General features: G+C 67.7%; 25 protein-coding genes. 10 read left to right on the forward strand and 15 right to left on the reverse strand.

Translation table 11 applies throughout. The annotated features are described in order from the left end of the window. Window positions 1-586, reverse strand: a 586-nt coding sequence (locus Q8814_RS13100) for a radical SAM protein (protein WP_330152455.1), incomplete at its 3' end; no start/stop codon positions are given. 390 nt (window positions 587-976) lie between these two features. Between Q8814_RS13100 and Q8814_RS13105 the strand changes: the two genes are divergently transcribed. The 7 genes from Q8814_RS13105 to Q8814_RS13135 all read left to right on the forward strand — a co-directional run bounded on the left by Q8814_RS13105 (window position 977) and on the right by Q8814_RS13135 (window position 8,405). Next, window positions 977-2,707, forward strand: coding sequence for a nitrite/sulfite reductase (locus tag Q8814_RS13105; RefSeq protein ID WP_330152456.1), 1,731 nt, complete (start codon window positions 977-979; stop codon window positions 2,705-2,707). Next, entirely contained in the window at window positions 2,704-3,429 is a 726-nt protein-coding gene (locus tag Q8814_RS13110) for a phosphoadenylyl-sulfate reductase (protein WP_330152457.1), read from the forward strand. Before Q8814_RS13105 ends, Q8814_RS13110 begins: the two co-directional genes overlap by 4 nt. Next, a complete protein-coding gene (gene cysD / locus Q8814_RS13115; protein WP_330152458.1) occupies window positions 3,426-4,370 on the forward strand; it encodes a sulfate adenylyltransferase subunit CysD in 945 nt (314 codons plus the stop codon). The genes Q8814_RS13110 and cysD overlap by 4 nt, the downstream gene beginning before the upstream one ends. Before the next feature lie 2 nt (window positions 4,371-4,372). After that, entirely contained in the window at window positions 4,373-5,707 is a 1,335-nt protein-coding gene (locus Q8814_RS13120) for a sulfate adenylyltransferase subunit 1 (protein WP_330152459.1), read from the forward strand. After that, window positions 5,704-6,453 (forward strand): sirohydrochlorin chelatase, encoded by a 750-nt coding sequence (locus tag Q8814_RS13125; protein WP_330152460.1) that lies wholly within the window; start codon window positions 5,704-5,706, stop codon window positions 6,451-6,453. The genes Q8814_RS13120 and Q8814_RS13125 overlap by 4 nt, the downstream gene beginning before the upstream one ends. A gap of 123 nt (window positions 6,454-6,576) precedes the next feature. Then, the gene (gene ppk2 / locus Q8814_RS13130; RefSeq protein ID WP_330152461.1) at window positions 6,577-7,467 is read left to right on the forward strand and encodes a polyphosphate kinase 2; all 891 of its coding nucleotides are present in this window, start codon (window positions 6,577-6,579) and stop codon (window positions 7,465-7,467) included. An 80-nt stretch (window positions 7,468-7,547) separates the two neighbouring features. Beyond that, window positions 7,548-8,405: a universal stress protein gene (locus Q8814_RS13135; RefSeq protein ID WP_330152462.1), complete on the forward strand. Its 858-nt coding sequence runs from the start codon at window positions 7,548-7,550 to the stop codon at window positions 8,403-8,405. A gap of 19 nt (window positions 8,406-8,424) precedes the next feature. Here Q8814_RS13135 and Q8814_RS13140 read toward each other — a convergent pair whose 3' ends face one another. Continuing rightward, window positions 8,425-9,456 carry an extracellular solute-binding protein gene (locus Q8814_RS13140; RefSeq protein WP_330152463.1) on the reverse strand — a complete coding sequence of 344 codons (1,032 nt, stop codon included), beginning with the start codon at window positions 9,454-9,456 and terminating at the stop codon, window positions 8,425-8,427. Between the two features lie 163 nt (window positions 9,457-9,619). After that, window positions 9,620-9,826, reverse strand: coding sequence for a hypothetical protein (locus Q8814_RS13145; protein ID WP_330152464.1), 207 nt, complete (start codon window positions 9,824-9,826; stop codon window positions 9,620-9,622). 66 nt (window positions 9,827-9,892) lie between these two features. Here Q8814_RS13145 and Q8814_RS13150 point away from each other — a divergent pair, with 66 nt between their 5' ends. Continuing rightward, window positions 9,893-11,830, forward strand: a complete 1,938-nt coding sequence (locus Q8814_RS13150; protein WP_330152465.1) for a glycoside hydrolase family 15 protein — start codon at window positions 9,893-9,895, stop codon at window positions 11,828-11,830. A gap of 40 nt (window positions 11,831-11,870) precedes the next feature. On the opposite strand, the gene Q8814_RS13155 is transcribed toward Q8814_RS13150, so the two are convergent. Together Q8814_RS13155 and lepA are read right to left on the reverse strand one after the other, a co-directional pair. Next, the gene (locus tag Q8814_RS13155; RefSeq protein WP_330152466.1) at window positions 11,871-12,803 is read right to left on the reverse strand and encodes an NAD(P)H-dependent flavin oxidoreductase; all 933 of its coding nucleotides are present in this window, start codon (window positions 12,801-12,803) and stop codon (window positions 11,871-11,873) included. A 25-nt stretch (window positions 12,804-12,828) separates the two neighbouring features. Further along, window positions 12,829-14,733: a translation elongation factor 4 gene (gene lepA / locus Q8814_RS13160; RefSeq protein ID WP_330152467.1), complete on the reverse strand. Its 1,905-nt coding sequence runs from the start codon at window positions 14,731-14,733 to the stop codon at window positions 12,829-12,831. 70 nt (window positions 14,734-14,803) lie between these two features. Here lepA and Q8814_RS13165 point away from each other — a divergent pair, with 70 nt between their 5' ends. Continuing rightward, window positions 14,804-15,364 (forward strand): type II toxin-antitoxin system PemK/MazF family toxin, encoded by a 561-nt coding sequence (locus tag Q8814_RS13165; RefSeq protein ID WP_330152468.1) that lies wholly within the window; start codon window positions 14,804-14,806, stop codon window positions 15,362-15,364. Window positions 15,365-15,405: 41 nt separating this feature from the next. Here the strand turns inward: Q8814_RS13165 and Q8814_RS13170 are convergent, their stop codons facing one another. After that, window positions 15,406-16,212 carry an aquaporin gene (locus Q8814_RS13170; protein WP_330152469.1) on the reverse strand — a complete coding sequence of 269 codons (807 nt, stop codon included), beginning with the start codon at window positions 16,210-16,212 and terminating at the stop codon, window positions 15,406-15,408. A gap of 338 nt (window positions 16,213-16,550) precedes the next feature. Between Q8814_RS13170 and rpsT the strand changes: the two genes are divergently transcribed. Next, complete coding sequence (rpsT, locus tag Q8814_RS13175) at window positions 16,551-16,811, forward strand: 30S ribosomal protein S20 (protein WP_330152470.1); 261 nt, start codon at window positions 16,551-16,553, stop codon at window positions 16,809-16,811. A gap of 99 nt (window positions 16,812-16,910) precedes the next feature. On the opposite strand, the gene holA is transcribed toward rpsT, so the two are convergent. The 9 genes from holA to Q8814_RS13220 form a co-directional block, all read right to left on the reverse strand. Beyond that, window positions 16,911-17,882 carry a DNA polymerase III subunit delta gene (gene holA, locus Q8814_RS13180; RefSeq protein ID WP_330152471.1) on the reverse strand — a complete coding sequence of 324 codons (972 nt, stop codon included), beginning with the start codon at window positions 17,880-17,882 and terminating at the stop codon, window positions 16,911-16,913. Then, window positions 17,879-20,257 carry a DNA internalization-related competence protein ComEC/Rec2 gene (locus Q8814_RS13185; RefSeq protein WP_330152472.1) on the reverse strand — a complete coding sequence of 793 codons (2,379 nt, stop codon included), beginning with the start codon at window positions 20,255-20,257 and terminating at the stop codon, window positions 17,879-17,881. The genes holA and Q8814_RS13185 overlap by 4 nt, the downstream gene beginning before the upstream one ends. Beyond that, the gene (locus Q8814_RS13190) at window positions 20,254-21,081 is read right to left on the reverse strand and encodes a ComEA family DNA-binding protein (RefSeq protein WP_330152473.1); all 828 of its coding nucleotides are present in this window, start codon (window positions 21,079-21,081) and stop codon (window positions 20,254-20,256) included. Before Q8814_RS13190 ends, Q8814_RS13185 begins: the two co-directional genes overlap by 4 nt. Before the next feature lie 107 nt (window positions 21,082-21,188). Next, window positions 21,189-22,007, reverse strand: coding sequence for a DegV family protein (locus tag Q8814_RS13195; RefSeq protein WP_330152474.1), 819 nt, complete (start codon window positions 22,005-22,007; stop codon window positions 21,189-21,191). A 5-nt stretch (window positions 22,008-22,012) separates the two neighbouring features. After that, window positions 22,013-22,810 (reverse strand): diglucosylglycerate octanoyltransferase, encoded by a 798-nt coding sequence (octT, locus tag Q8814_RS13200; RefSeq protein WP_330152475.1) that lies wholly within the window; start codon window positions 22,808-22,810, stop codon window positions 22,013-22,015. Beyond that, complete coding sequence (locus Q8814_RS13205) at window positions 22,797-23,450, reverse strand: histidine phosphatase family protein (protein WP_330152476.1); 654 nt, start codon at window positions 23,448-23,450, stop codon at window positions 22,797-22,799. Before Q8814_RS13205 ends, octT begins: the two co-directional genes overlap by 14 nt. After that, complete coding sequence (gene rsfS, locus Q8814_RS13210) at window positions 23,447-23,890, reverse strand: ribosome silencing factor (protein ID WP_330152477.1); 444 nt, start codon at window positions 23,888-23,890, stop codon at window positions 23,447-23,449. Before rsfS ends, Q8814_RS13205 begins: the two co-directional genes overlap by 4 nt. After that, complete coding sequence (gene nadD, locus Q8814_RS13215) at window positions 23,887-24,567, reverse strand: nicotinate-nucleotide adenylyltransferase (RefSeq protein WP_330152478.1); 681 nt, start codon at window positions 24,565-24,567, stop codon at window positions 23,887-23,889. Before nadD ends, rsfS begins: the two co-directional genes overlap by 4 nt. Before the next feature lie 20 nt (window positions 24,568-24,587). Continuing rightward, on the reverse strand, window positions 24,588-25,210 hold a 623-nt coding region (locus Q8814_RS13220), incomplete at its 5' end, for a VWA domain-containing protein (RefSeq protein WP_330152479.1).

The following is a 25,210-nucleotide window of genomic DNA, read 5'->3' on the forward strand; positions in this document are numbered from 1 at the left end:
GGGCGAGAGTGACATGGTCGAACCCCGCGGCCCGCGCCTCGCGGGCGGCGGCGACGGGTCGCCCGGGGGTGTGGGTACGGTCGAGCACCGCGAGCACATGCGGGGCGGCCGACTGCATCCCCAGCGAGACCCGTGTATACCCCGCCTCGCGGATCCGCGCGAAGAAATCGGGCGAGGTGGATTCCGGGTTGGACTCGGTGGTCACCTCGGCGCCGGGCGCGAGCCCGAACGTCGATCGCACGGCGCCGAGTACCTCCGCCAGTCCGTCGGCCCCGAGCAGCGACGGTGTGCCGCCCCCGACGAAGACGGTGTCCGCGGTCGGGACCGCCGATCCGGCGTTCCCGAGCATCTCGGCGCCGACGGCCCATTCGCGGCGCAGACCCTCGAGCCAGGACTCGGGCGACGCCGCGGTTCCGAGTTCACCGGCGGTATAGGTGTTGAAGTCGCAGTAGCCGCAACGGGTGGCGCAGAACGGCACGTGCACGTAGACCCCGAAGGGGCGGGTCCCGGCCCCGGCGACGGCCGAGTCGGGTAGTTCGAAGCCGGCCTTCGCGTCGGCGCGCTCACCGATCTTCGTTTTACTCACACCAACCAGTGTTCCAGAGGCGCACCGGGTGACCGTCGACACGCAACATCATCACGGACATGCCGGCGCCGCAGCCGGACGATGCGCCTACCTCGGCATTTCCCCCAATTTCGGTGGAAATGCCCGCCGAATTCGGAATCGACCCCGTGACATGGCACAATGGTCGCCATGACCGGACTCGGAGTGCGACTCGTGGCGCGACGCCACGTCGACCTCAAGCGTGTCTGTGCGTCGTGCTGTCTGCCTTGCACCGCCGGTTTCTGCACCGACTGTCGCTAGTCCGCAGAAACTCGGCTTCACCCCCTGATCCCCCGGGTCGAGGCGTGTCTGCGTGCGGACAGCCCTCTCTGCACATTCGATCCGGTCCATTGCAAATCCAGGAGAACCTGCATGTCGTCGACCACCGACGTCACACCCCCGGCCGACCCGACCGCCTCCGCACCCCCTGCTCGTCCCAGGGCTGCGCGCCCCGCCAAGCGTCGCGCGGAAGGACAGTGGGCGCTCGGGTACCGCGAGCCACTGAACCCCAACGAGCAGGTGAAGAAGGACGACAACCCGCTCAATGTGCGCCGACGGATCATCGACACGTACCAGCACGTGGGATTCGACGGCATCGACAAGGCGGACCTGCGCAACCGTTTCCGCTGGATGGGTCTGTACACCCAGCGCGCCGAGGGATACGACGGCACGTGGACGGGTGACGACAACGCGGATCTGCTCGAAGCCAAGTACTTCATGTTGCGGGTCCGCACCGACGGTGGGCAGCTGAACACCGCCCAGGTACGCGCAATCGCGAGCGTGTCGAAGGACTTCGCGCGCGACACCGCCGACATCACCGATCGCCAGAACATCCAGTTCCACTGGGTGGAGATCGAGAACGTGCCGGAGATCTGGCGACGGCTCGAGGCAGTGGGGCTCGAAACCACCGAGGCGTGCGGCGACTGCCCCCGCGGAATGCTCGGCTCACCGCTGGCCGGCCTGTCTCCCGACGAGGTGCTCGACGCTACGCCGGCCCTGGCCGAGATCAAGCGTCGCTACATCGGCAACCCCGAGTACTCGAATCTCCCCCGCAAGTTCAAAACTGCCATCTCCGGCCAGCCGGATGTGGTGCACGAGATCAACGACGTCTCGTTCGTCGGGGTGAACCATCCCGAGCACGGACCAGGCTTCGACCTGTGGGTCGGCGGTGGCCTGTCCACGAATCCGATGCTGGCGCAACGAACCGGCGCATGGATTCCGCTCGAGGATGTTCCGGATGTATGGGAAGCCGTCGTTGCGGTCTTCCGCGACTACGGGTATCGCCGGCTCCGGTCGAAGGCCCGGCTCAAGTTCCTGATCAAGGACTGGGGTATCGAGAAGTTCCGCGATGTGCTGGAGACCGAGTATCTGAAGCGTCCCCTGTTCGACGGGCCGGCGCCCGAACAGCCGCGCCACCCGATTGATCATGTCGGGCTCACCAAGCAGACGAACGGCCTCAATGCCGTGGGCTTCTCCGCGGTCTCCGGTCGCGTTTCCGGTACGGCTCTCGACGTCCTGGCCGATGCGATGGACAAGGCCGGCACGGATTCTGTGCGCCTGACGCCGTACCAGAAGCTGATCGTCGTCAACGTTCCCGACGACAAGATCGCGGGTCTCGACGCCGATCTCGAAGCCGTGGGCATGAGTTCCCGGCCCTCGCGGTGGCGTCGCAACCTGATCGCCTGCACGGGCCTCGAGTACTGCAAGCTCTCGTTCACCGAGACCCGCAGCCGTTCGCAGAATCTCGTGCCCGAACTCGAATCCCGTCTCGCCGAACTGAATTCGCAGCTCGACGTGCCGATCACGATCAACTTCAACGGATGCCCGAACTCGTGCGCCCGGATCCAGGTCGCCGACATCGGATTCAAGGGAATGCTTGTCGACGACGGCGACGGCAAGCAGATCGAAGGATTCCAGGTACATCTGGGCGGCAGCCTGGGATTCGATATCGGCTTCGGCCGCAAGCTGCGCCAGCACCGCATCCTCGCCCACGAAGCCACCGACTACATCGAACGCGTCGTGCGCAACTTCATCAAGCACAAGAATGCGGACGAACGCTTCGCCGAATGGGCTGTCCGAGCAGACGAGGCGGACCTGCGATGAGCACATCGACCACGACCGACGAACTTCGGGAACTCGCCGCGCAGGGGGCGGCAAGCCTCGAAGGCGCCTCGGCTCTGGAGTTGCTCCAGTGGACCGAGGAGAATTTCGGTACCGCCGTCACCGGCGACCGGAGCGGTTACATCGTGGCCTCGAACATGCAGGACGCGGTGCTCGTGCACCTCGCGTCGCAGGTCCGCCCCGGGGTGGACGTCCTGTTCCTCGACACCGGTTACCACTTCGCCGAGACCCTCGGCACGCGGGACGCGGTCGAGCAGGTGTACGGCGTCGACATCGTCAACGCCCGCGCTCGCAATTCCGTCGCCGAGCAGGACGCGGTGCTCGGCAAGGACTTGTTCGCACGCGACCCGAACGAGTGCTGCCGGCTCCGGAAGGTGGTGCCGCTCCAGCAATCCCTGAAGGGATACCGGGCATGGGTGACCGGCATCCGCCGAGTCGAATCCCCCACTCGCGCGAACGCGCCGCTCATCTCGTTCGACGACGCCTTCGGCCTCGTGAAGATCAATCCGATCGCCGCCTGGTCCGACGAAGACATGCAGAACTACATCGACGAGCACGGCATCCTGGTCAATCCGCTCGTCGACGAGGGCTACCCGTCCATCGGGTGCGCCCCTTGCACCACGAAACCACTTCCCGGGGCCGATCCGCGCAGCGGACGCTGGGCCGGCCGCGCCAAGACCGAATGCGGGTTGCACGCCTCATGACACTCATCGATTCGACACCGAGCGAAGCGCGAACCAAGTTGGACGGCAACAAGTTCGATACCCTCGACGCCCTCGAGTCGGAAGCGATCCACGTCTTCCGAGAGGTCGCGGGCGAGTTCGAGCGGCCCGTGATCCTGTTCTCGGGTGGCAAGGATTCCACCGTGCTGCTGCACCTGGCGATCAAGGCATTCTGGCCCGCGCCGCTGCCGTTCGCGCTCCTGCACGTCGACACCGGACACAACCTGGCCGAAGTCCTCGACTTCCGCGACCACGTCGTCGAGAAGTACAACCTGCGACTGCACGTCGCGAAGGTCGAGGATTACCTCGCCGACGGCCGACTCACCGAGCGGCCCGACGGTATCCGCAATCCCCTACAGACCGTGCCGCTGCTCGACGCCATCACCGAGAACCGCTTCGACGCGGTCTTCGGCGGCGCCCGCCGCGACGAGGAACGCGCACGTGCCAAGGAGCGGATCTTCTCCCTGCGCAACGCATTCGGACAGTGGGATCCCAAGCGTCAACGCCCCGAACTGTGGAACCTGTACAACGGTCGGCACGCTCCGGGCGAGCACGTGCGGGTGTTCCCGCTCAGCAACTTCACCGAGCTCGACATCTGGCGTTACATCGCCCGCGACGACGTCGAACTCGCAAGCATCTACTACGCGCATCAGCGTCCGGTGTACCGGCGCGACGGCATGTGGATGACCCCGGGCGTGTGGGGTGGACCCGCCGACGGTGAGGAACTCGAGACCCGCTCGGTGCGGTACCGCACCGTCGGCGACGGATCCACCACCGGCGCCGTCCTGTCCGAGGCCACCACCAACGAAGAGATCCTCGCCGAGGTGGCCGCCTCCCGGCTCACCGAGCGCGGTGCCACCCGCGGCGACGACCGCGTTTCCGAAGCGGCCATGGAAGACCGCAAGCGAGAGGGCTACTTCTGATCATGAGCGATCTTCGAGAAACCGGCTTGCAGCACGAAACACAGCTGCTCCGTCTCGCCACCGCCGGCAGCGTCGACGACGGAAAGTCCACCCTGGTGGGCCGACTGCTGTACGACACCAAATCCGTTCTCGCCGACCAGATCGACGCCGTGACCCGCGCGTCGGTCGACAGGGGCCTCGACACCCCCGACCTGTCGCTGCTGGTCGACGGCCTCCGCGCCGAGCGCGAGCAGGGCATCACGATCGACGTCGCCTACCGGTACTTCGCGACGCCGAAGCGCAGCTTCGTGCTCGCGGACACACCCGGCCACGTGCAGTACACCCGCAACACCGTCTCCGGCGCATCCACCGCGCAACTGGTGGTGCTGCTCGTCGACGCCCGCAAAGGTGTCATCTCGCAGACCCGCAAGCACGCGGCGGTGCTCGCGCTCCTCGGGGTGCCGAAGCTCGTGCTGGCCGTCAACAAGATCGATCTCGTCGAGGATCCCGCGACGGTGTTCGCCCAGATCTGCGAGGAGTTCAACACCCTGACCCGCTCGCTCGGCTGGGCCCCCGGCGATGTGCAGGAGATTCCGGTCTCGGCGCTGCACGGCGACAACGTGGCGACCCGTTCCGAGAACACCCCGTACTACAGCGGCCCGACACTCATCGAGCATCTCGAGTCGGTGCCGGTGGACGCCGACGTGCACGGCCGCCACGAGGTCGGTCTCCGCATGGCGGTGCAGTACGTGATCCGTCCGCGCACCGCGGACCATCCCGACTACCGGGGCTACGCGGGCCAGATCGCCGCCGGCTCGGTGCGTCCGGGCGACGAGATAGCGGTCCTGCCGTCCGGCATCCGCACCACGGTCGAGCGCATCGACACCGCCGACGGCGAACTCGACGTCGCGCATGCCGGCCGCTCGGTGACGCTGATCCTCTCGGACGACATCGATATCTCCCGCGGCGACGTCATCTCCTCCCCCGTCGATGCACCCGAGCCGATCTCGGATTTCGAGGCCACCGTCTGCTGGCTCGCAGAGAAGCCGCTGCGCCCCGGCGCCCGGCTGCTTCTCAAGCACGGGGCCCGCACGACTCAGGCGATCGTCGGTAGCCTCGAAGAGCGGTTCGACGAACAGAATCTGACATCGGATCCACATCCGGAAACGTTGGAACTCAACGAGATCGCCCGTATCTCGATCCGAGTGGCGGAGCCGATCGCAGCCGACGACTACAAGATCAACCGTCGTTCCGGCAGCTTCCTGCTCGTCGACCCCGCCGGGGGCAACACGCTCGCGGCCGGACTCGTCGGCGACGGCCTCGCCGACATCGAGCTCGGCAACCGCGTCCCGGCATGATCCCGCTGATCGCTGTCGCGCACGGCAGCCGCGATCCGCGCTCGGCGCGGGCCGTGGCCGCCGCGCTCGCGGTGGTCCGTGCGCAGCATCCGCAGTGGGATGTGCGCCTCGCTTTCCTCGACCTGAACGAGCCGTCGGTTCCGTCCGTGCTCGACGCTGTCGCCGCGGAGGGGCACGACCGCGTCGTCGTCGTGCCTCTTCTGCTGGGCAGCGCCTTCCATGCACGGGTCGATCTGCCGGCGCTGCTCGCGCAAGCTCGGGTCCGGCATCGTGGGCTGGACATCGTGTGCTCCGACATTCTCGGCGACGATGTCCTGCTCGTCGACGCCGTCCGCGACCACATCGCGGCCACGAGTGTGTCCCTCGACGACCCCGAGATCGGTGTCGCGCTGTGTGCCGTCGGCTCGCGCCGGCCCGAGGCCAACAGCGCGGTCGCGGCCGTGGCACCGCGAGTGACCGCGGCGACCATGTGGCTGCCGGCGCGCACCTGCTTCGCCACCGCCGCCCAGCCGTCCGTCACCGACGCACTGATCCGGCTCGAGCAAGCCGGTGCCCGGACCCTGGTCGTGGCACCGTGGATGCTCGCCCCGGGCCTGCTGTGGGACAGGGCCTGCGACGCGGCCCTCGCATCGTTTCCCGGGGTGCGGATCGCTGCACCCCTCCCTTCGCACACCGCCGTCGCGAGGGTGATCGCCGCGCGCTACCTCGACGCGAGCGCTCTCGCGGTATCGCCGCTCGCGGCCTGACCACCGGACACTGCGCGCCGGTCGAGACTCCGTTCTCCCAGGGTCTACATTCTTCTTGTACAAGTGGGACAGCTGTGTACGCTGCCCGGACCACCGAGGGTCCGGGACCACCGAGGAGAGTCCGTGCAGAACGAGTTGCGTCGCTACATCGATCGCCTGCGCACCGAAGGATATTCGGTGCGGGACGACCACGGTGAGGACCCCGACCTGATCGACATCCACGGCCGGGCAGTGGACACGTGGCGCGAGAACTACCCGTACGACGAACGCATGGACCGCGCGACGTACGAGGTCGAGAAGTACCTGCTCCAGATCGAACTGCTCAAGTTCCAGGCGTGGGCGAAGGACAACGGTTCGAAGCACATCATCGTCTTCGAAGGCCGTGATGCCGCCGGAAAAGGCGGCACGATCAAAAGGTTCCAGGAATACATCAATGTCCGCCATGCGCGGGTGGTCGCGTTGAACAAGCCGTCCGACCGCGAGGCCGGCCAGTGGTACATGCAGCGATACATCCGGCATTTTCCTACCGCGGGCGAGCTGGTGATGTTCGACCGGTCCTGGTACAACCGTGCCGGTGTGGAGCGGGTGATGGATTTCTGCACCGAGGACGAGTACGAGCGTTTCCTCGATCATGTGCCACCATTCGAACGGCTCGTCGTCGACGCCGGCATCAGTCTGACCAAGTTCTGGTTCTCCGTCACCCAGAACGAGCAGCGCACCCGGTTCGCGATCCGTCAGCTCGACCCGGTGCGCCGGTGGAAGCTCTCCGAGATGGATCTCGAGTCGCTGGACAAATGGGACGAGTACACCTCCGCCAAGGAAGAAATGTTCCGGCGTACCGACAATGACTACACCCCGTGGCACACCATCAAATCCAACGACAAGAAGCGCGCGCGCATCAACGCCATGCGCTTCTTCCTGAACCAGTTCGACTACGCCGACAAGGACAAGCAGGTCGTCTTCGCACCGGACGAGCGCATCATTCAACGTGGCAGGGACGCTGTCGGCGACTGATTCGAGGGTGAACCACCGCGATTCTCTCGCCTGACCGTCGTTCCTGGCCCAAACTGAGAGAGAGCAGCGAGGAGAGCACCGTGAGCAAAACACCGCCGAAGCACGGAATCCTGGTGGGCGTCGATGGTACGCAAAGCGCTGTGAACGCGGCCCGTTGGGCAGCGTTCGTCGCGCGCCGATTAAAGGAGCCACTGCGCCTCGTTCACGTGGATTCCGGAGGTGGCCGGAACGGAGACCCCGAGACCGAACGCGACACCACAGACGTCGTGCTCGGCGCGGCCGAAGCGGCCGTGCGGGAGATCGCCGGGGACGTCACCGTCGAGTCGGACACCCGGAGCGGCTCGCCTGCAAAGACCCTGACCGAACTGTCGGAGTCCGCGCGAATGGTGGTGCTCGGTCACACGACGACGACCGAATGGCAGTCGATGTTCGGTCGGTCGGATGTCGTGTACATCTCCAACCATGCGGCGTGCCCGGTGGTGTCCTGGCGCAGCGAACACGGTTTCCGGCCACCGGACGGGCGAGAGATCGTCCTCGGCGTGGACGGCAGCAATCTCAGCAAAGCTGCGATTGCCCACGGGTACGAGATCGCGTCGTTGCTGGAGGCTCCGCTGGTCGCCGTCCACACCTGGATGGAGCAATCCACCCTCACCTACGGCGAGGGGTCGAGATTCACCGACTGGACCGCCTACGCGGAGCACAAGAAGGCGGACATGGTCGAGAGCATGGCCGGGTTGTCCGAGCGCTATCCCGATGTGCGGGTGATCCACAAGGTCGAGCGCGGCAAACCCGACATCGTGTTGCTCGAGCATTCGTCCGACGCGCAGCTCGTGGTGGTGGGCAGCCACGGACGCAGCGCATTGGCCTCCGCGGTGCTCGGTTCCACCAGCCAGGGGCTGATCCACCACGCGATGTGCCCGGTCATGGTGTGCCGCTAGCGTCCGCGAGCACCGGTCGCTACCTGGTGGCGTTGTCGTAGATGACCGCGATGGTGCCGGTCCCCTGGGCGAACAGTTCTTCGTTCACCGCGTTCCAGCCGCCCAGGTCCTCGATGGTCCAGAGCGTGTCGGGCGCGGGGAAGTCGGCGGCGAACTCTGCGGCGACGCCCGGGTCGACGGGGCGGAATCCTGCTTCGGCCCATAGCCGCTGGGCTTCGGGGGTATACAGAAAGTCGTTGAACGCCTGGGCCGTCGCCGCGTTCGACGAATTCGAGACTACCGCCGCAGGATTCTCGATCTCGAAGGTGATCGGCGGGGTCACGTGCTCGACGGGTTCCCCGTTGCGTTCGAGGAAAAGTGCCTCGTTCTCGTAGCCGAGCAACACGTCGCCCGACCCCTGCAAGAACGCTTCGGTCGCCTCCCGTCCCGACTTCGGCCGGATCCTCACGTGATCGTTCACCAGCGCCGTGACATAGTCCAACCCGGCCTGCGGATTCGCTCCGCCCTCGCTCTCGGCCGCATACGGGGCCAGCAGGTTCCACTTGGCCGAGCCGGAACCGAACAGGTCGGGCGTGATCACCTCGATATCCGGCGCGAGCAGGTCGTCCCAGTCGCGGATGTTCTTCGGATTTCCCTCACGCACCACGATGGTCACCACGGATGCGGACGGAATCCCTTTGTAGGCGCCCGCGTTCCAGTCCGGGTCGACGAAACCTGCGTCGACGAGCCGGGTGATGTCGGGTTCGACCGAGAAGTTGACGAAGTCCGCGGACGCACCGTCCTCGACTTTGCGCGACTGGTCGTCCGAGGGACCGTAGGACTTCTCGAACGTGACGTTCTCGCCCGCTTCGGTCTCGTTGAAAGCGGGTATCAACCGCTGGTATCCGTGCTCGGATACGGCGTAGGCGTACAGATCGACGGTGCCACCGGAGCCGTCCGGTGCGTCCTCCGTGCCTACGACGGTATCGCTCGCACCGTCCGAGCAGGCGGTGAGCGCGGTGACAGTCGCGGTCGCGAGTGCCACGGCGAAAAGCCTCGAGCGTCTCTTCATGGGAATGCCTTCCTGGACCCGCTGAACCCGACTTCGATGAATCCGAGAGCCGGGCACGGTGGGACCGGCGAACCGGTGACGAATTCAGCTGGTCAACACCCACGCGACGACGACGAGCACCAACAGCGCGATGAGCACCAGGGTCACGCGAGAGCGCGGCATATCAGCAATCCTCCGAGTTCGGTCCGGGTGGCTCAGGTTCGCGGCGTCCGACGGCCGCGAAAGCCGACGCGATCACCCGATCGAGCCCCCAGGCGGCCCCGGCACACACCGGCACCATCACGAGCAGCACGAGTGCGGCCTGGGGGACGAAGGACAGACCGGTGAGCCACAGCTCGAAACCGTCCCACCACGATGCCACCCGTTCCACTCCGCCCACCTTAGTGGTAGTCGCATTCCGGGGACGCCCCGCCCGCGCAGCCACGATCATGGGGTGATGGCATCCACACCGAGGGTGGAGATGGCGGCTCAGCATCGCAGTCCCTTTCCTCCGATCGACGACTACGCATTCCTGTCCGACTGCGAGACGAGCTGCCTCGTCGCCCGCAACGGCTCGGTCGAGTGGATGTGCATTCCGCGGCCCGATTCCCCGAGCATCTTCGGGGCAATCCTCGACCGCAGCGGAGGACACTTCCGGATCGGTCCGCACGACCAGGCAGTGCCGGCAGCGCGCCGCTATCTCCCGGGCGGTGTGATCCTCGAAACCACCTGGCAGACCCGCACAGGCTGGATCATCGTGCGGGACGCGATGGTGATGGGCCCGTGGCACGACGTCGACGAGCGATCCCGAACCCACCGGCGCACCCCGTCGGACTGGGAGGCCGAGCACATGCTCCTGCGCACGGTGCGGTGCGTGAACGGGACGGTCGAACTCGACATGAGCTGCGAGCCGTCGTTCGACTACCACCGCGTCGCCGCCGAATGGCAGTACTCGGGAAAGGTGTACGACGAGGCATCGGCAATATGTGCCGGACTGCCCGAGGACGGTCCGCAGCTCCGACTGTCCACGAACATGCGACTCGGGCTGGAAGGACGCGAGGCTCGCGCTCGCACCCGCATGACGCGCGGCGACACCGTATTCGTCGCATTGTCGTGGTCGGACCTGCCGGCTCCCGGCACCTTCGGCGAGGCCTCCGCGAAAATGATAGCCACGCAGGACTACTGGCGGGAGTGGCTCGCCACCGGCCGGTTCCCCGACCACCCGTGGCGCACCTACCTCGAGCGAAGCGCCTTGACCCTCAAAGGGCTGACCTACACTCCCACCGGAGCACTGCTGGCAGCGCCGACCACATCGCTTCCGGAAACACCGGGAGGGGAACGCAACTGGGACTATCGGTACGCATGGGTTCGCGATTCGACCTTCGCGTTGTGGGGTCTGTACACGCTCGGGTTCGACCGCGAGGCGGACGACTTCTTCTTCTTCATCCTCGACGTGTCACGCAACATCGACGGCACGGACCATCCGCTGCAGGTGATGTACGGGGTCGACGGGGAACGCAGCCTTCCCGAATCGACACTGGACCACCTGGCGGGTTACGACGGCGCCAGGCCCGTCCGCATCGGCAACGACGCGTATCGGCAACACCAGCACGATGTGTGGGGAGCACTCCTCGACTCGGTGTACCTCCACGCCCGCTCCCGGCGGCAGGTGCCGGAGTCGCTGTGGCCCGTCCTGCGGAGGCAGGTCGAAGAGGCGGCAGCGCACTGGCACGAACCGGACCGCGGTCTCTGGGAGGTGCGAGGGGATCCGCAGCATTTCGTGTCGTCGAAGGTGATGTGCTGGGTCGCACTGGATCGCGGCGCCCGGCTCGCCGAGATGCAGGGCCAGCCCGATTATGCGCGACGGTGGGCCGCCATCGCCGACGAGATCAGGGCCGACATCCTCGAGCACGGCGTCGACGAACGCGGTGTATTCACCCAGCGCTACGGTGACCCGTCACTCGACGCCTCCGCGCTGCTGGTGCCCCTACTGCGTTTCCTGCCCGCCGACGACCCGCGGGTGCGCGCCACGGTCCTCGCCATCGCGGACGAGCTCACCGAACACGGTCTCGTGCTGCGCTATCGCGTCGAGACCACCGACGACGGCCTGACCGGGAAGGAAGGTACGTTCACCATCTGCTCGTTCTGGCTGGTGTCGGCGCTCGTCGAAATCGGAGAGCTCGAACGCGCGACGGCGCTGTGCGACCGCCTGCTCGCGTTCGCCAGTCCGCTCAAGCTGTACGCCGAGGAGATCGATCCGGACTCGGGTCGGCATCTCGGCAACTTTCCGCAGGCCTTCACCCACCTCGCGCAGATCAACGCGGTGGTTCATGTCATCCGCGCCGAGCAGCGGATCGAGACGGGCTCGTTCCGGCCCGCGCACGACGAACACTGAGGCACTGCCTCGGCGACTCTGCGGGGGAAGGTGCCGACGGTCAGCGGAAACGGGCGAGGAGAGCCTCCGCCTGGGCTGCGATGTCGCGGATCACGTCACCCGCCGGTTTCTCGGCCCGCACCAGGCCCGCGGCCTCACCGGCGTAGACAACGCCGATATCCGGGTCTTCACCCGTGTACGCCTCGGCGATCGTCTCTTCGTCCGCGCCCGCACCGTGCCACCGATCGGTGAACGAATTGGTCAGCGCGCGCCCACCCCATCGCGACGGCCACGGCTGGTGGCGGGCCTTGTCGAACACATCGGTGTAGACGGTGTCGGCGCTCCCGGCCGCCAGCAGTTTTGCGCGCGCGTAGGCGGGTCCCACGGTTTCGGGGCTGGCCAGCAGTGCGGTACCCACGAAAGCACCGTGGGCTCCGGCAGCGAGCACCGCGGCGAGCCCACGGCCCGACGCGATCCCACCGGCGGCGAGAACGGGGAGCGAGGTGGCCTCGAGGACTTGCTGCAGTAACGGCAACGTCCCGATCCGGCCGGTGTGTCCACCGGCTTCGTGCCCCTGCGCCACCACGGCGTCGACTCCTGCGGCTTCGACGACGCGGAGATCCTCGATCGTGTTGATCTGCGAGATCGCCAGAGCCCCGGCGTCGTGGACACGGCCGACATACGGCGCCGGATCGCCGAAGGACAGCGACACCACCTGCGGGCGGTGCTCGAGCACCGCCCCGAGCAGGGAGTCGTCAGCGGACAGCGACCATGTCATGAGACCGAAACCGAGCGGCCCGCCACCGATTTCCCGTGCCGTGCTCGCCTGTTCGGCGAGCCACTCGGCAGTGTTGTACCGAGCAGCCCCGCTGAGCCCCAGCCCCCCGGCGCGAGTCACCTCACCGGCCAGCGCTCCGCCGGCGCGCCCTCCCATGGGCGCTCCGACGAGCGGGACGGTGATACCGAGTTCACGGGTGAGCCAGGTCTCGAGCACGGGGAATCCCTTCGCTGCAGTGCGGCTACTTCTTGGGCTTGTCGGAGGCGGCTTCGGACGACAGGGCCGCGACGAACGCCTCCTGCGGGACGTCGACGCGCCCGATCGTCTTCATCCGCTTCTTACCTTCCTTCTGCTTCTCGAGCAGCTTGCGCTTGCGGCTGATGTCGCCGCCGTAGCACTTGGCGAGCACGTCCTTGCGGATCGCGCGAATATTCTCGCGCGCAATGATTTTCGATCCGATCGCGGCCTGGATGGGCACCTCGAACTGCTGGCGCGGAATCAGTTCCTTGAGTTTGGTGGTCATCCTGTTGCCGTATGCGGCAGCGGAGTCCTTGTGCACGATCATGCTGAACGCGTCCACCGCCTCGCCCTGCAGCAGGATGTCGACCTTGACCAGCGCCGCTTCCTGCTCGCCGGACTCCTCGTAATCCATGCTCGCGTAGCCACGCGTGCGCGACTTGAGCGAATCGAAGAAGTCGAAGATGATCTCGGCCATCGGGAGGGTGTACCGCAGTTCGACGCGGGTCTCGGACAGGTAGTCCATGCCACCGAGTTCACCGCGACGGGACTGGCACAGCTCCATGATCGAGCCGATGAACTCGCTCGGCGCGATGATCGTGCACTTGACGATGGGCTCGTAGATCTCGCGGGCCTTGCCTTCGGGCCAGACCGACGGGTTGGTCACGACGACTTCCTGCCCGCCTTCGAGCACCACCCGGTACACGACGTTGGGGGCAGTGGAGATCAGGTCGAGATTGAATTCCCGCTCGAGACGTTCGCGAGTGATCTCCATGTGCAGCAACCCGAGGAAGCCGCAGCGGAACCCGAATCCGAGAGCCACCGACGTTTCGGGTTCGTAGGTAAGCGCGGCGTCGTTGAGCTGCAGCTTGTCGAGCGCGTCGCGCAGCACCGGATAATCCGAGCCGTCCACGGGATACAGGCCCGAGTACACCATCGGCCGCGGCTCACGGTAGCCCGTGAGCGCTTCGGTCGCGCCCCCGCGGGCGAGAGTGATGGTGTCGCCGACCTTCGACTGGCGCACATCCTTGACACCGGTGATCAGGTAGCCCACTTCCCCGACCCCGAGCCCCTTGGTCGGTTTCGGCTCCGGGGACACGATGCCGACCTCGAGCAGTTCGTGGGTCGTACCGGTGGACATCATCTTGATCTTCTCGCGCGGCACGATCTTCCCGTCGACCACGCGCACGTAGGTGACCACGCCGCGGTAGGTGTCGTAGACCGAGTCGAAGATCATGGCGCGCGCGGGTGCGTCGGAGTCACCCATCGGATGCGGAACCTGCCGGATCACCTCGTCGATCAACTCGGGCACACCCTGACCGGTCTTGCCCGACACCCTCAGGACGTCGGACGGCTCACAGCCGATGATGTTCGCGATCTCGCCCGCGTACCGGTCGGGGTCCGCCGCCGGCAGATCGATCTTGTTGAGGACCGGGATGATCGTCAGGTCCTTGTCGAGCGCGAGATACAGATTCGCGAGGGTCTGGGCCTCGATCCCCTGCGCGGCATCGACGAGCAGCACCGCGCCTTCACAGGCTTCCAGCGCACGGGACACCTCGTAGGTGAAGTCGACATGACCGGGCGTGTCGATGAGATGCATGACGAACTCTTGCTCGACGCCGTTCTCGTCCTTCATGCGCCACGGCAGACGCACGTTCTGCGCCTTGATCGTGATGCCCCGCTCGCGCTCGATATCCATTCGGTCGAGGTACTGCGCGCGCATCTGTCGCTCTTCGACCACCCCGGTCAGCTGCAGCATCCGGTCCGCCAGCGTCGACTTGCCGTGGTCGATGTGCGCGATGATGCAGAAGTTCCGGATCTTCTCGGGGTCCGTGAACGTGGTATCGGCGAAGGTGCTGATTTGGTGCTCCTGACTCGGACTGGCAGCGGCCCGCTGGACCGCGGTCACCCTTGAGAATATCCAAGGTGCGCGCCGCCCGGGACCCCGGCCGTTCCCTGCATCGCTAAGCTCGGCAATCGTGGCGCGCACATGGAAGCAAATCGGCAAGCAACTGGGTCGTCTCGCGGTCGAACAGGCGCCGCGGCTGTATCAGCAGTTGCAGAAGTCCGGAACGATCGACCGTGCCCGCTCGGCACTCGGCACCGGCGCCCCGGCCCCGGCACCGATTCCCGGCCGCCCGGTGGCATCGCGTACCACCCCGACCGCGCAGCGCGCCCGCCGAATCGACTACGCCCCCGACATGGACGGCCGGGCCGATCCGGGCGAGATCGTGTGGACCTGGGTGGAGTACGAGGACGACGCGAGCCAGGGTAAGGATCGGCCGGTGCTGGTCGTCGGCCGCGAGGGCGCCACCCTGCTCGGACTGATGCTGTCGTCGAACGACAGTCGCGACGGCCACCGCGACTGGGTCGGTATCGGCGCCGGCCGATGGGACGCCGGGAACCGGCCGAGCTGGGTTCGGCTCGACAGGGTGCTCGACGTACCCGAGGACGGCATCCGGCGCGAAGGCGCGATTCTCGACCGCGCCCGTTTCGACGAGGTCGCGCAGCGGCTGCGCGGCGAGTACGGCTGGCGGTAGGCGCTCTGCTGCAGAACACTCGCGCGGGCGGTCGAGGCCGTTCAGACGAGCCGGTTCCGGACGCGACCGAAGAGCAGTAGGTATACGAGCGCCCCGAGCGCGCCGCCGACCATCGGGAACACGATGAACAGCCACAGCTGGGCGAGCGCGCCGTCCTGGAAGAACGCGACCCCGAGACTGCGCGCCGGGTTCACCGAGGTGTTGTCGATGGGGATCGCGACGAGGTGGATCACGGCCAGGGTGAAGCCGATCGCCACGCCTGCCATCAGAACGTCGGATATCTGATCGGTGGTCGCGAGGACGACGAACACGAGCAGCGCGGTGAGCACCACCTCGACGATGATCGCCGCGCCGATCCCGTATCCGTTCTCGAGGACACCGCCGAGGGGTCCGCGTACCGCGGACGGGCTGTGCTGTCCCCACCCGTTGGCGCCGAGCCCGTCCGCGGCACGGTCGTAGGCCGGCAACGACGACGCCACCGCGAAGATCGTCACACCCGCCACGAGTCCTCCCACCACCTGCGCCACCCAATACCCGACCGCGCGCACGGGCGTGATGTGGCCGACGATGAGCTGCCCGAGTGTCACCGCCGGATTGACGTGAGCGCCCGAGACCGGGCCGATGGTGTAGACGAGGAACAGCAGAGTCAGGCCGAAAGCCAGCGCCACCCCGAGGTTTCCGACCTTCGCGCCGGCGAACACCGCGGTGCCCACTGCGCAGAAGACGAGGACGAACGTCCCGATCGCTTCGGCGACATACTTGCGGAGATCGGAGAAATCTCCCTGTTCGACGGCGTACGCCTCTTCCTGCGCGGTTTCCCGTTCGGGTTCCAGATGTTCCGGCTCCATACGACCACCTTCGAGGTTCGCGGTTCGCGGCCCACGGGACCGCACCGATTCAATCGATCACCTGCGAAAACGACTCGTCGTCGAGTGGAGCGGAACTCACGGTCGCCCCTCGCGACTGCGCCGATCAGCACCGTTCGGACACTACGCAACACATGTGACCCACACAACATTTGCGCGCGGCGCGGCGGCGCGTTCCCGCCCGCCCGCGGGCGTTTCCTGCTGCAACGCCGCCCGTCGCGGTTTGGGCTTACACGACCACGCTGGTAGTGTGGTCAGTCGGTGCCGTTGTGCGCCCAGAGCTTTCCTACCACTACCAGCAAGACGACAGGATTTTACGCGTGGCCAACATCAAGTCCCAGGTGAAGCGGATCCGCACCAACGAGCGCAACCGGCTCCGGAATCAGTCGGTGAAGTCCTCGCTGCGCACTGCAATCCGTTCCTTCCGCGAGGCCGCGGCCGCTGGCGACAAGGACAAGGTCAACGAGCTCCTCGTCTCCACCGGTCGCAAGCTCGACAAGGCTGCCAGCAAGGGCGTCATCCACGCCAACCAGGCCGCCAACAAGAAGTCTGCTCTGGCGAAGCTTGCCAACCAGCTCTGAGCCGAGCGCTCCGAGGTAGAAACCGCAAGCTCTGCTACGAAGGCCGCCCCTCACGGGAGCGGCCTTCGATGCGTTCGAGTCCTTTCGACGCGCTCGAGCTCAGCGGCCCGCGAGCTGCGCGATCGTCCGAACAGCGTGCTCGACCGCGTAGTCCGCGTCGGCCGCCGCGCCCTTGACGTCTGCGTTGAGCGCCGCGACCACGCCGAGTGCTGTGCCGATCGATGCGGATGCCCACCCCCGGGATTGGGCCTGCGCCTTCTTGACCTTCCACGGCGGCATCCCCAGGTCGGAGGCCAGTGCGAACGGATCGCCGCGACCTGCCGATCCGACCCGTGCGATCGTGTGCACGGCATCGGCGAGCGCGTCGGCGAGCAGAACGTGGGCAACGCCCCGGTGCATCGCCCATCGCAGGGCCTCGAGCGCGCCGGCAGTATCGCCCGTGACGGCCTTCTCGGCGACGTCGAATCCCGTGACCTCGGCCTTGCCCGAGTAATAGCGCCGCACCGCCGCCGCGTCGATCTTGCCCCCGGTGTCGGCGACGAGTTGGCTGCAGGCGGCGGCCAGTTCCCGGAGGTCGGAGCCGACCGCCTCGATCACGACCTGTTCGACGTCTCCTGCGACCCGCACGCCCGCGGCCTGGAACTCCTTGTGCACGAAGTTCCTCACCCAGCCGGCCCGCTCCCCGGCTTTGACCGGAGCGGCACACGGATGCTCTTCGGCTCCGCACTGGCGGAGCGCACCGACCATCGCCTTGGCGCGGCCGCCGCCGCTGTGCAGGATCACGAGACTGACGCCGTCGGGCGGGGCCGCCGCGGCGTCGAGGATCAGCGCGACCGCGTCCTTGCCCGCTTCGGCGGCAGCTTCGAGGACCACCACCCGATCCTCTGCGAACAGCGAAGGACTGAGCAGTTCCGCGAGTTCCGGCACTCCGGCGTCTCCGGCGCGTAGCCGCGAGACGGGCAGATCGGAGGTGCCGCTGCGGGCGCGCACGCCGGCGACGATCTGTGCGACCGCGCGGTCGATCAGCAGTTCTTCATCGCCGAGGACGAGGTGCAGTGGTGCATCGGTCACGGATCGATCGTGCCACGCGTATCCGACACGACGGCCAGCGCCCCGGAGCCGGCGCGCACGACCGCGATGTCGCCGTGGACGTCGGTCTGCAGGATCTGGGTACCCAGGTCGGTGAGCGCGCCGACGATCTCGGGGTGGGGATGACCGAACGGGTTGCCACTCCCCGCGCTGACCACCGCGACCCTCGGCCGGACCGCGGCCAGGAACCGTGCCGAACTCGTCCGCGATCCGTGATGCGGGACCTTCAGGACGTCCGCGCGCACGTCGATGCCGTTGCGCAGCAACCGGTCCTGCGCATCCGCCTCGGCATCGCCGGTGAGCAGGATCGTCCCCACCACGGTCCCGGCTGCCACGACGAGGGAGTGATCGTTCTCCGACACCGCGCCGGGGAGGGCGTTCTCGTCCGTCGGCGCGAGCACGCGCAGCGTGAGAGTACCGACGCGGATCACCTCACCGGCACGTGTCTGCCGAACCGGCACCGCGAACTCGGCTGCGGTTGCGAGCAGCGCTGCGCCGCCCTCACGATCGGTCGCGCCGGGCCCTGTCATCACGGTGTCCACCGTGCGTCCGGCGAGCACGCCGCGGGCTCCACCGACATGGTCGGCATGCATGTGCGAGATCATCAGCATCGCCACGTGGTCGATGCGGAGCCGGCGCAGGCATCGATCCACCGGCTCGGATTCGACCCCGGCGTCGACGACCACGGCCCGGCCGTCTCCGGTTGCCAGCACCACCGCGTCGCCCTGTCCCACATCGCACGCGACGAACACCCAACCGGCGGCGGGCCATCCCGGATTCCAGATCCGGATCGGTAACCACACCGCGACCGCAGCGAGCAACGCGACGACGGTGGCGGCTCTGAGCCTCCGGTGTCGCAGCACCGCACCGCTACCGAGAGCGATCGCGATGACGGTCGCCGCTCCCGGGAGTCCTCCCGCGACGCTCGCCTCGGCGTCCGGCACCGAGGCGGCGTGGTCGGCGACGGTGAGCAACCACCACAGCATCGGAGCGGCGCTGCCTGCGAGGACTTCACCTGCGACGGGTGCGACGGTAGCGCACACCGCGACCAGCGAACCCAGCACGGTCAGCGGAGCCAGCACCGGAGTGACGAGGATATTGGCTGCTATCGCAACGAAACTGACCGTGCCGGTGACCGCGGCGACGATGGGCGCCGTCACGAGATATGCCGCGGCGGCGACCGCGCAGACTTCCGCGACCGGCCGCGGCCAGCCGCGTTTCCGCAGTCGGGCGACCCACCCCGGGGTGATCAGGATCAGACCGGCCGTCGCGGCGACCGACAGCGCGAAGGCTGCGTCGACGGCCAGATCGGGCCACAGCAGCAGGAGAAGCCCCACCGACGCCGACAGCGCGGGCAGGGCCTGTCGCTCTCGGCCCGTCACCAGCGCGAGCAGACCGACCGCCCCCATGGCGGCCGCGCGGAGGACGCTCGGCGACGGCCGCACCACCACGACGAACAACACGAGGGCCACAGCGGCGACGCACGTGCCGGTGCGTGGACCGATGCCGAAAGCGCGGACGAGCAGCAGCACTGCGCCGAGCACGATACTGACGTTGGCACCCGACACGGCTGTCAGATGTGTCAGTCCCGCGACGCGGAAGTCCTCGCGCACGTCATCGGGAACCTCGCTCGTGTCGCCGACCACGAGGCCGGGCAACAGGCCTGCCTGGGCGGGTGTGAGCGTGCGCGCCGCGGCGGTGGTGAGCCGGTCGCGCACCGAGCCGGCCCATCGCTGCACCGCCGGGGCGGATTCGGCGTGGCGGGGTGCGCCGTCGGCGCGGATCGCAGCTACGGCCGTGCCGGCGCCGGGTAGTTCTGCGGCCCGCCCGCGGATCGTGAGGCGTTGTCCGGGAAGAACGTTCGCCCAGCCCTCAGCGGGAGCGAACACCACCACCGCACCACCGGTCGCCATCGACCGCGTCCCGATCCGGACGTGATGCAGATCCGCCGGGAACCACACTTGCATGTCGCCACCGAACGCGTTGCGCCGCATCATTTTCGGGTCGTCGATCGGTTCGATTTCGGCGGTGATCCAGCTACCGCGCATGCCGGCGTCGGCGAGCGGATGAGCCTCGGCGAAGTCCATCCGCACTGCGATCGCTCCCCCGAACCCGGCCGCGACGACCAAGGTGGCCAGCAGGATCCGGCCACCCGTGTGCCCTCGCACGGGTCCTCGCATCCCCCCCGCGAACACGACCGCGGCGGCGGCCAGAGCCACGACGGTCACCGGTACCGCCACCGGCGGGCCGCCGTGGAGACCGGCCGCGGTGGCGGCCCATGCGGCCGCGGCACACGGCACGAGTCGCGCGTCCACCCGGCGGGGCTCGGCATCGCCCTGCCGACCGGGATCGGTCACACCGTCACCAGTTCGCGTAAACGCGCGAGCCGGGCGGGGCCGATGCCGTCCACCTCACCCAATTGCTCGACATCGGTGAACGCCCCGTTCGCGCGGCGCCACGACACGATGGACGCCGCCGTGACCGGACCGACCCCCGGCAATGCGTCCAACGTCGCCTCATCGGCGGAATTGAGGTTCACGAGCCGGGAATCCGCCCCGGCCGGGTCCGCGACGGCGGCTCCCTCGGCGCCGGAAATCCCGCTTCCTTCCGGAAGTGATTGCGGCGGTGCGGAACCGACAACGATCTGGTCACCGTCGGCGACGCGCTGCGCAAGATTGAGCCCGACCAGGTCTGCTCCGGGGTTCGCTCCCCCGGCGGCCTCGAGCGCATCGGCCACCCGCGCGCCCGCATCGAGCTGCACGAGCCCCGGCGCCGCAACCAATCCGACGACGCTGACAACCAGTTCGGCGGGCTCGGGTGCGGGTGCCGCCGACGTACTCGTGGTGTCCGTCGCGATCTCCACCGTCGGAAGAGGCGGAATCGGCTCGGGCACCGGGCGATCACGCCACACCACGACGAGAGCGACGAGTGCCGCGACGATGCCGACACTCGCGAGCGCCACGGTGCCGCGGCGCCCCGTGTCCCAGCGGGCCGCGGCAATCCTGTCGACGAGACGCGGCGGCGGACCGGTGTCGAACGTTCCGTCGGGAAGGCCGGGGTCGCGGGATGAGGAGACGTCGGTGCCGCGCCCACCGTAAGGCGGCTCCTCGACGCCACCGGGGATCCCCGTGATCGCATCGAGCCTGGTCCGGACCAGTTCCCGGTCGTCACTGCTCGCCATGTTGCGAACGCTAGCCCGCAGGGGGAATGACGCGGACGGGCGAACTCGCCGAATCGGCAGACCTGTGGATGAATGCGGCCCCTGTGGACAACGGTGCTGCGGTGGCGCTATCTGCGCGAAACAACCACGCCGACAGCGCCCGGACCGACATGGGCGCCGAGCACGGCATCGAGCTCGGACAGCGCGATCTCACTGGCGTCCGGGAGCCGTGCCGCGATCTGTTCGGTGAGCAGGCGTGCGCGTTCGGGCGCCTTCCGGTGATGCACCGCGATCAGCGCGTCCGGGGAGGCCTCGTCGACCACACAGTCGACGAGCTTGGTCATCGCCTTGGTCATGGTGCGGGTCTTCTCCCGCAGCACGAGTTTGCCTTCCACGAGGTGCAGGACGGGCTTCATCGCGAGTGCGGTGCCCAGCAACGCCGTCGCGGTCCCGATCCGCCCGCCGCGCCGTAGGTGATCGAGCCGGTCGACCACCAGCAGCGTCCGCGCCGCCGCGGCGACCGTCACCGCGCGATCGTGGACCTCGGTGAGGTCTGCACCTCCTCGGGCCGCCTTGGCGGCCTCGAGCGCTGCGAATCCCAAACCCATTGCCGTATTGCGGGAATCGACGAGACGAACAGGTCCATCGACGGTATCCGCCGCGACTCGCGCCGCCTCCCAGGTGCCCGACAGCAGACGAGACAGATGCACCGCGACGACCCCGTCGCCGTCGCTGTCGTCGAGTGCGCGCGCATAGATCTCGCTCAGCTCGGCCGGCGACGGCCCCGACGTGGTGACCGAGGACAGATCCTCGGGCAGCTCGTCGACGCCCTCGCGCAGCTCACGGCCCTCGACGATGACGTGCAACGGGACGACTCGAATGTCGTACCGCTCGACCATTTCAGGATCGAGACAACACGACGAATCGGTAACCACCACGACAGGCACGTCGACTACCGTATGCCGTCCGCCGTCGACCGTGCATCCCGGTGCACCATTCTCACCGCGTCGAGGACGGCACCGGCCACCTTGCGATGCGCGTCCCACCCCCAGTGGATGCCATCCGGATTCGCATCGTCGGAATAGATATCGGCGCGGACTGCTTCACCGAGATCGACCAGCGGAACCGACTTCTCGGCAGCCCATCGCGTGATCGCGCGGGCCGCCGGACCGCGTCCCCGGTGTACGGCGCGGTACTGCTCGCTGCGGTGCACGGACGGCAGCGTGCCGATCACCGGAAGCTCCGGACGCATGTATGCCAGTGCATTCCGGATCATTTCGAGGTATTCGACACTGATGCGCGGCGGCAGCGCGACCGGCCACCCCAGCGGCGACAGCCTCGGCTGGAGCCACCCGTACGCGCTGCGCGCGATGCGGCGCATCGCCGGAGGACGCACATAGCGCAGTCCTTCGCGCAGAGCGGTCGGCAGCGGTGACGGCAGCGAATCCATGCCGCCCACAGCGATCACCACGGCGCCGGCCCGCGGGATCACCGCCCAGACACGGGGGTCCTGGGTCATCGCCCACCACGCGTCGCGGGTCGTCCAGCCTATCCGCGCGACGAGTTCGACATTCCAGCCGAGTTCGGCGGCCACGAGATTCGGCCAGATCCGCGGGTCGTCGGCCGGCAATCCGCCCTTCGGCCCGTAGTAGCTGAGCGAATCGGCGATCACGAGCAGCGTCGGCCGGGGCGCAGCGGTGTCGCCGGGTTCCGGCTCGCCGTCCCGCGGCTCCAGGTCAGAGGACGTCATCGGGCGTCACCAGAGCCGACGCGTTCCACACGTCGAGCCGCCACGACGGGATATCGCCGTACCCGCTGAGGTGCACCCAGCCGGTGTTTCCGAGACCACCGAGAACCGGCCACCGGTCGACCGGCAGGTCGAGCAGCGATGCGGTCAGTGCCGCGATCAGTCCGCCGTGCGCGACCACGACGACCGGCCGCTCGGCCCACTGCTCGTGCTTGGCGAGCAGTTCGTCGATCACCGGCCGGCTGCGCCGCGCCACGTCGACCCGGCTCTCGCCCTCCGGCGGCGCCCAGGTCGCGTCGGCCCGCCACGCGCTGCGCGCGCCCGGCGACGCCGTGTCGACGTCGAGGTGGGTCAGTCCTTGCCATCGGCCCAGGTGGGTCTCCCGCAGTCGCGGATCGATCTCCACCGGAACCCCGGCGCGATCACCCAATGCGGTGGCCGTGTCGTACGCGCGGCGCAGGTCGGACGAGACGATCGCGAGCGGGTCGAACCGGGCCATGGTGTGGGCGACGATGTCGGCCTGCCGCCGCCCGAGCTCGGACAGGTCCGTGTCGAGCTGGCCTTGCATCCGCCGGTCGGCGTTGTACTCGGTCTGGCCGTGTCGCAGCAGGATCAGCTGCCGTACTCGGACAGGTGCGCTCACGCGTCCTCCGTGCTCTCGGTGCCGGGGCTCTCGGCGGCGGCGCTGTCGGCCGTATCGGTGTTCCGGACGGTCTTCGGCGCGGCGATTCCCTCGACGGGGACGGTCGGGCAGTCCTTCCACAGCCGCTCGAGTGCGTAGAAGTTCCGCTCGTCCTCGTGCTGGATGTGGATCACGACATCGATGTAGTCGAGCAGGGTCCACCGACCCTCACGGGTGCCCTCGCGGCGTACCGGCTTGTGCCCGGCCTCGCGCAGCTTCTCCTCGACGTTGTCGATGATGGCGTTGACCTGGCGCTCGTTGGGTGCGGACGCGATGACGAAGCAGTCGGTGATCACCAGCTGCTCGGACACGTCGAGTACCACGACATCGGATGCCAGTTTCTCGTCGGCTGCGAGAGCCGCGATCCGGGCGACCTCGATGGCTTCTGACGATGCAGTCACTGCGTGCTCTTTCTCTCGGTGGACAGGCTGCCGGTGGGCAGGCTGTCGCTGTACAGGTTGCGCTTGCTGATGTACTGCACGACACCGTCCGGTACGAGATACCAGACGGGCCGGTGCTCACGTACGCGCTCGCGGCAGCCGGTCGACGAGATCGCCAGCGCGGGGACCTCGACCAGGCTCACCGATTCGGGCGGCAGCTCGTCGAGATGCCCGGACAGGTGCTCGACGTTGAGGTCGTATCCGGGACGCGACACACCGACGAAACGCGCGAGGTCGAACAGGGTCGGCCAGTCCTGCCACGACAGGATCGAGGCAATGGCATCTGCGCCGGTGATGAAGTACAACTGCGCACCAGGATACTGGGCGCGCAGGTCGCGCAGTGTATCGACGGTGTAGGTCGCGGTGCCGCGGTCGATATCGACGCGGCTGACGGAGAAGCGCGGGTTCGACGCGGTCGCGATCACCGTCATCAGATAGCGGTCCTCGGCCGGGCTTACCGAGCGGTCCGACTTCTGCCAGGGCTGCCCGGTCGGGACGAAGATCACCTCGTCCAGGCCGAAACGGTCGGCGACCTCGCTGGCCGCCACCAGGTGCCCGTGATGGATCGGATCGAAGGTACCGCCCATGACGCCGAGACGGCGCTGCGAGTCCGGAGACCCGTCGGATGGCTGATGCACGATTGATCAGCTTACGGGTTTCACACCGGCAGCAAACCCGCCACCACTGCGGCGAGCTGCTGCGCCGACCGGCATTCGTGCATCGTGATGACCTCGCTGTACACCCGAGCGGCCGAATCTCCCGATCCCCACTGGCCGCGCGGCTCCGGGTTGAGCCAGTGTGCGTGCCGGGCGACCGCGACGAGATGTTCGAGCGCTGCCAGGTTCGGATTGCGGTAGTTGGTACGGGCGTCGCCGAGGACGAGCAGGGAGCTGCGGCTCGTGAGGCTGTGCGCGTGCCGCTCGGCGAAGGTGCCGAGCGCGTTGCCGTAGTCGGAGTGTCCGTCGTACGCGATGAGATCGGATTCGCGCAGCATCCGAGACATCGCGGCGCCCAGGTCGGCGCCCGCGGAGAAGTGGTGAGTCACCTCGTCGGTGGTGTCGATGAAAGCGAACACTCGCACCCGCGAGAACTGTTCACGCAGCGCATGCACGAGCAGCAACGTGAAGTGGGAGAAACCTGCGACAGATCCCGAGACGTCGCACAGCACCACCAGTTCCGGTCGGGCGGGACGCGGCTTGCGGTTGACCAGGTCGATGGGAACGCCACCGGTGGACATCGACTTGCGGAGGGTGCGACGCAGAGCGATGGAGCCTGCGCGTG

This window comes from Rhodococcus chondri (assembly GCF_036327435.1).
Lineage (GTDB): Bacteria > Actinomycetota > Actinomycetes > Mycobacteriales > Mycobacteriaceae > Rhodococcus > Rhodococcus chondri.

Coding starts and splice junctions, on each gene's coding strand:
- Q8814_RS13120 (WP_330152459.1), top strand. CDS start 4,373: ATGAGCGATCTTCGAGAAACCGGCTTGCAGCACGAAACACAGCTGCTC.
- cysD (WP_330152458.1), top strand. CDS start 3,426: ATGACACTCATCGATTCGACACCGAGCGAAGCGCGAACCAAGTTGGAC.
- Q8814_RS13110 (WP_330152457.1), top strand. CDS start 2,704: ATGAGCACATCGACCACGACCGACGAACTTCGGGAACTCGCCGCGCAG.
- Q8814_RS13150 (WP_330152465.1), top strand. CDS start 9,893: ATGGCATCCACACCGAGGGTGGAGATGGCGGCTCAGCATCGCAGTCCC.
- octT (WP_330152475.1), bottom strand. CDS start 22,810: ATGACGTCCTCTGACCTGGAGCCGCGGGACGGCGAGCCGGAACCCGGC.
- Q8814_RS13190 (WP_330152473.1), bottom strand. CDS start 21,081: ATGGCGAGCAGTGACGACCGGGAACTGGTCCGGACCAGGCTCGATGCG.
- Q8814_RS13170 (WP_330152469.1), bottom strand. CDS start 16,212: ATGGAGCCGGAACATCTGGAACCCGAACGGGAAACCGCGCAGGAAGAG.
- Q8814_RS13125 (WP_330152460.1), top strand. CDS start 5,704: ATGATCCCGCTGATCGCTGTCGCGCACGGCAGCCGCGATCCGCGCTCG.
- Q8814_RS13140 (WP_330152463.1), bottom strand. CDS start 9,456: ATGAAGAGACGCTCGAGGCTTTTCGCCGTGGCACTCGCGACCGCGACT.
- Q8814_RS13105 (WP_330152456.1), top strand. CDS start 977: ATGTCGTCGACCACCGACGTCACACCCCCGGCCGACCCGACCGCCTCC.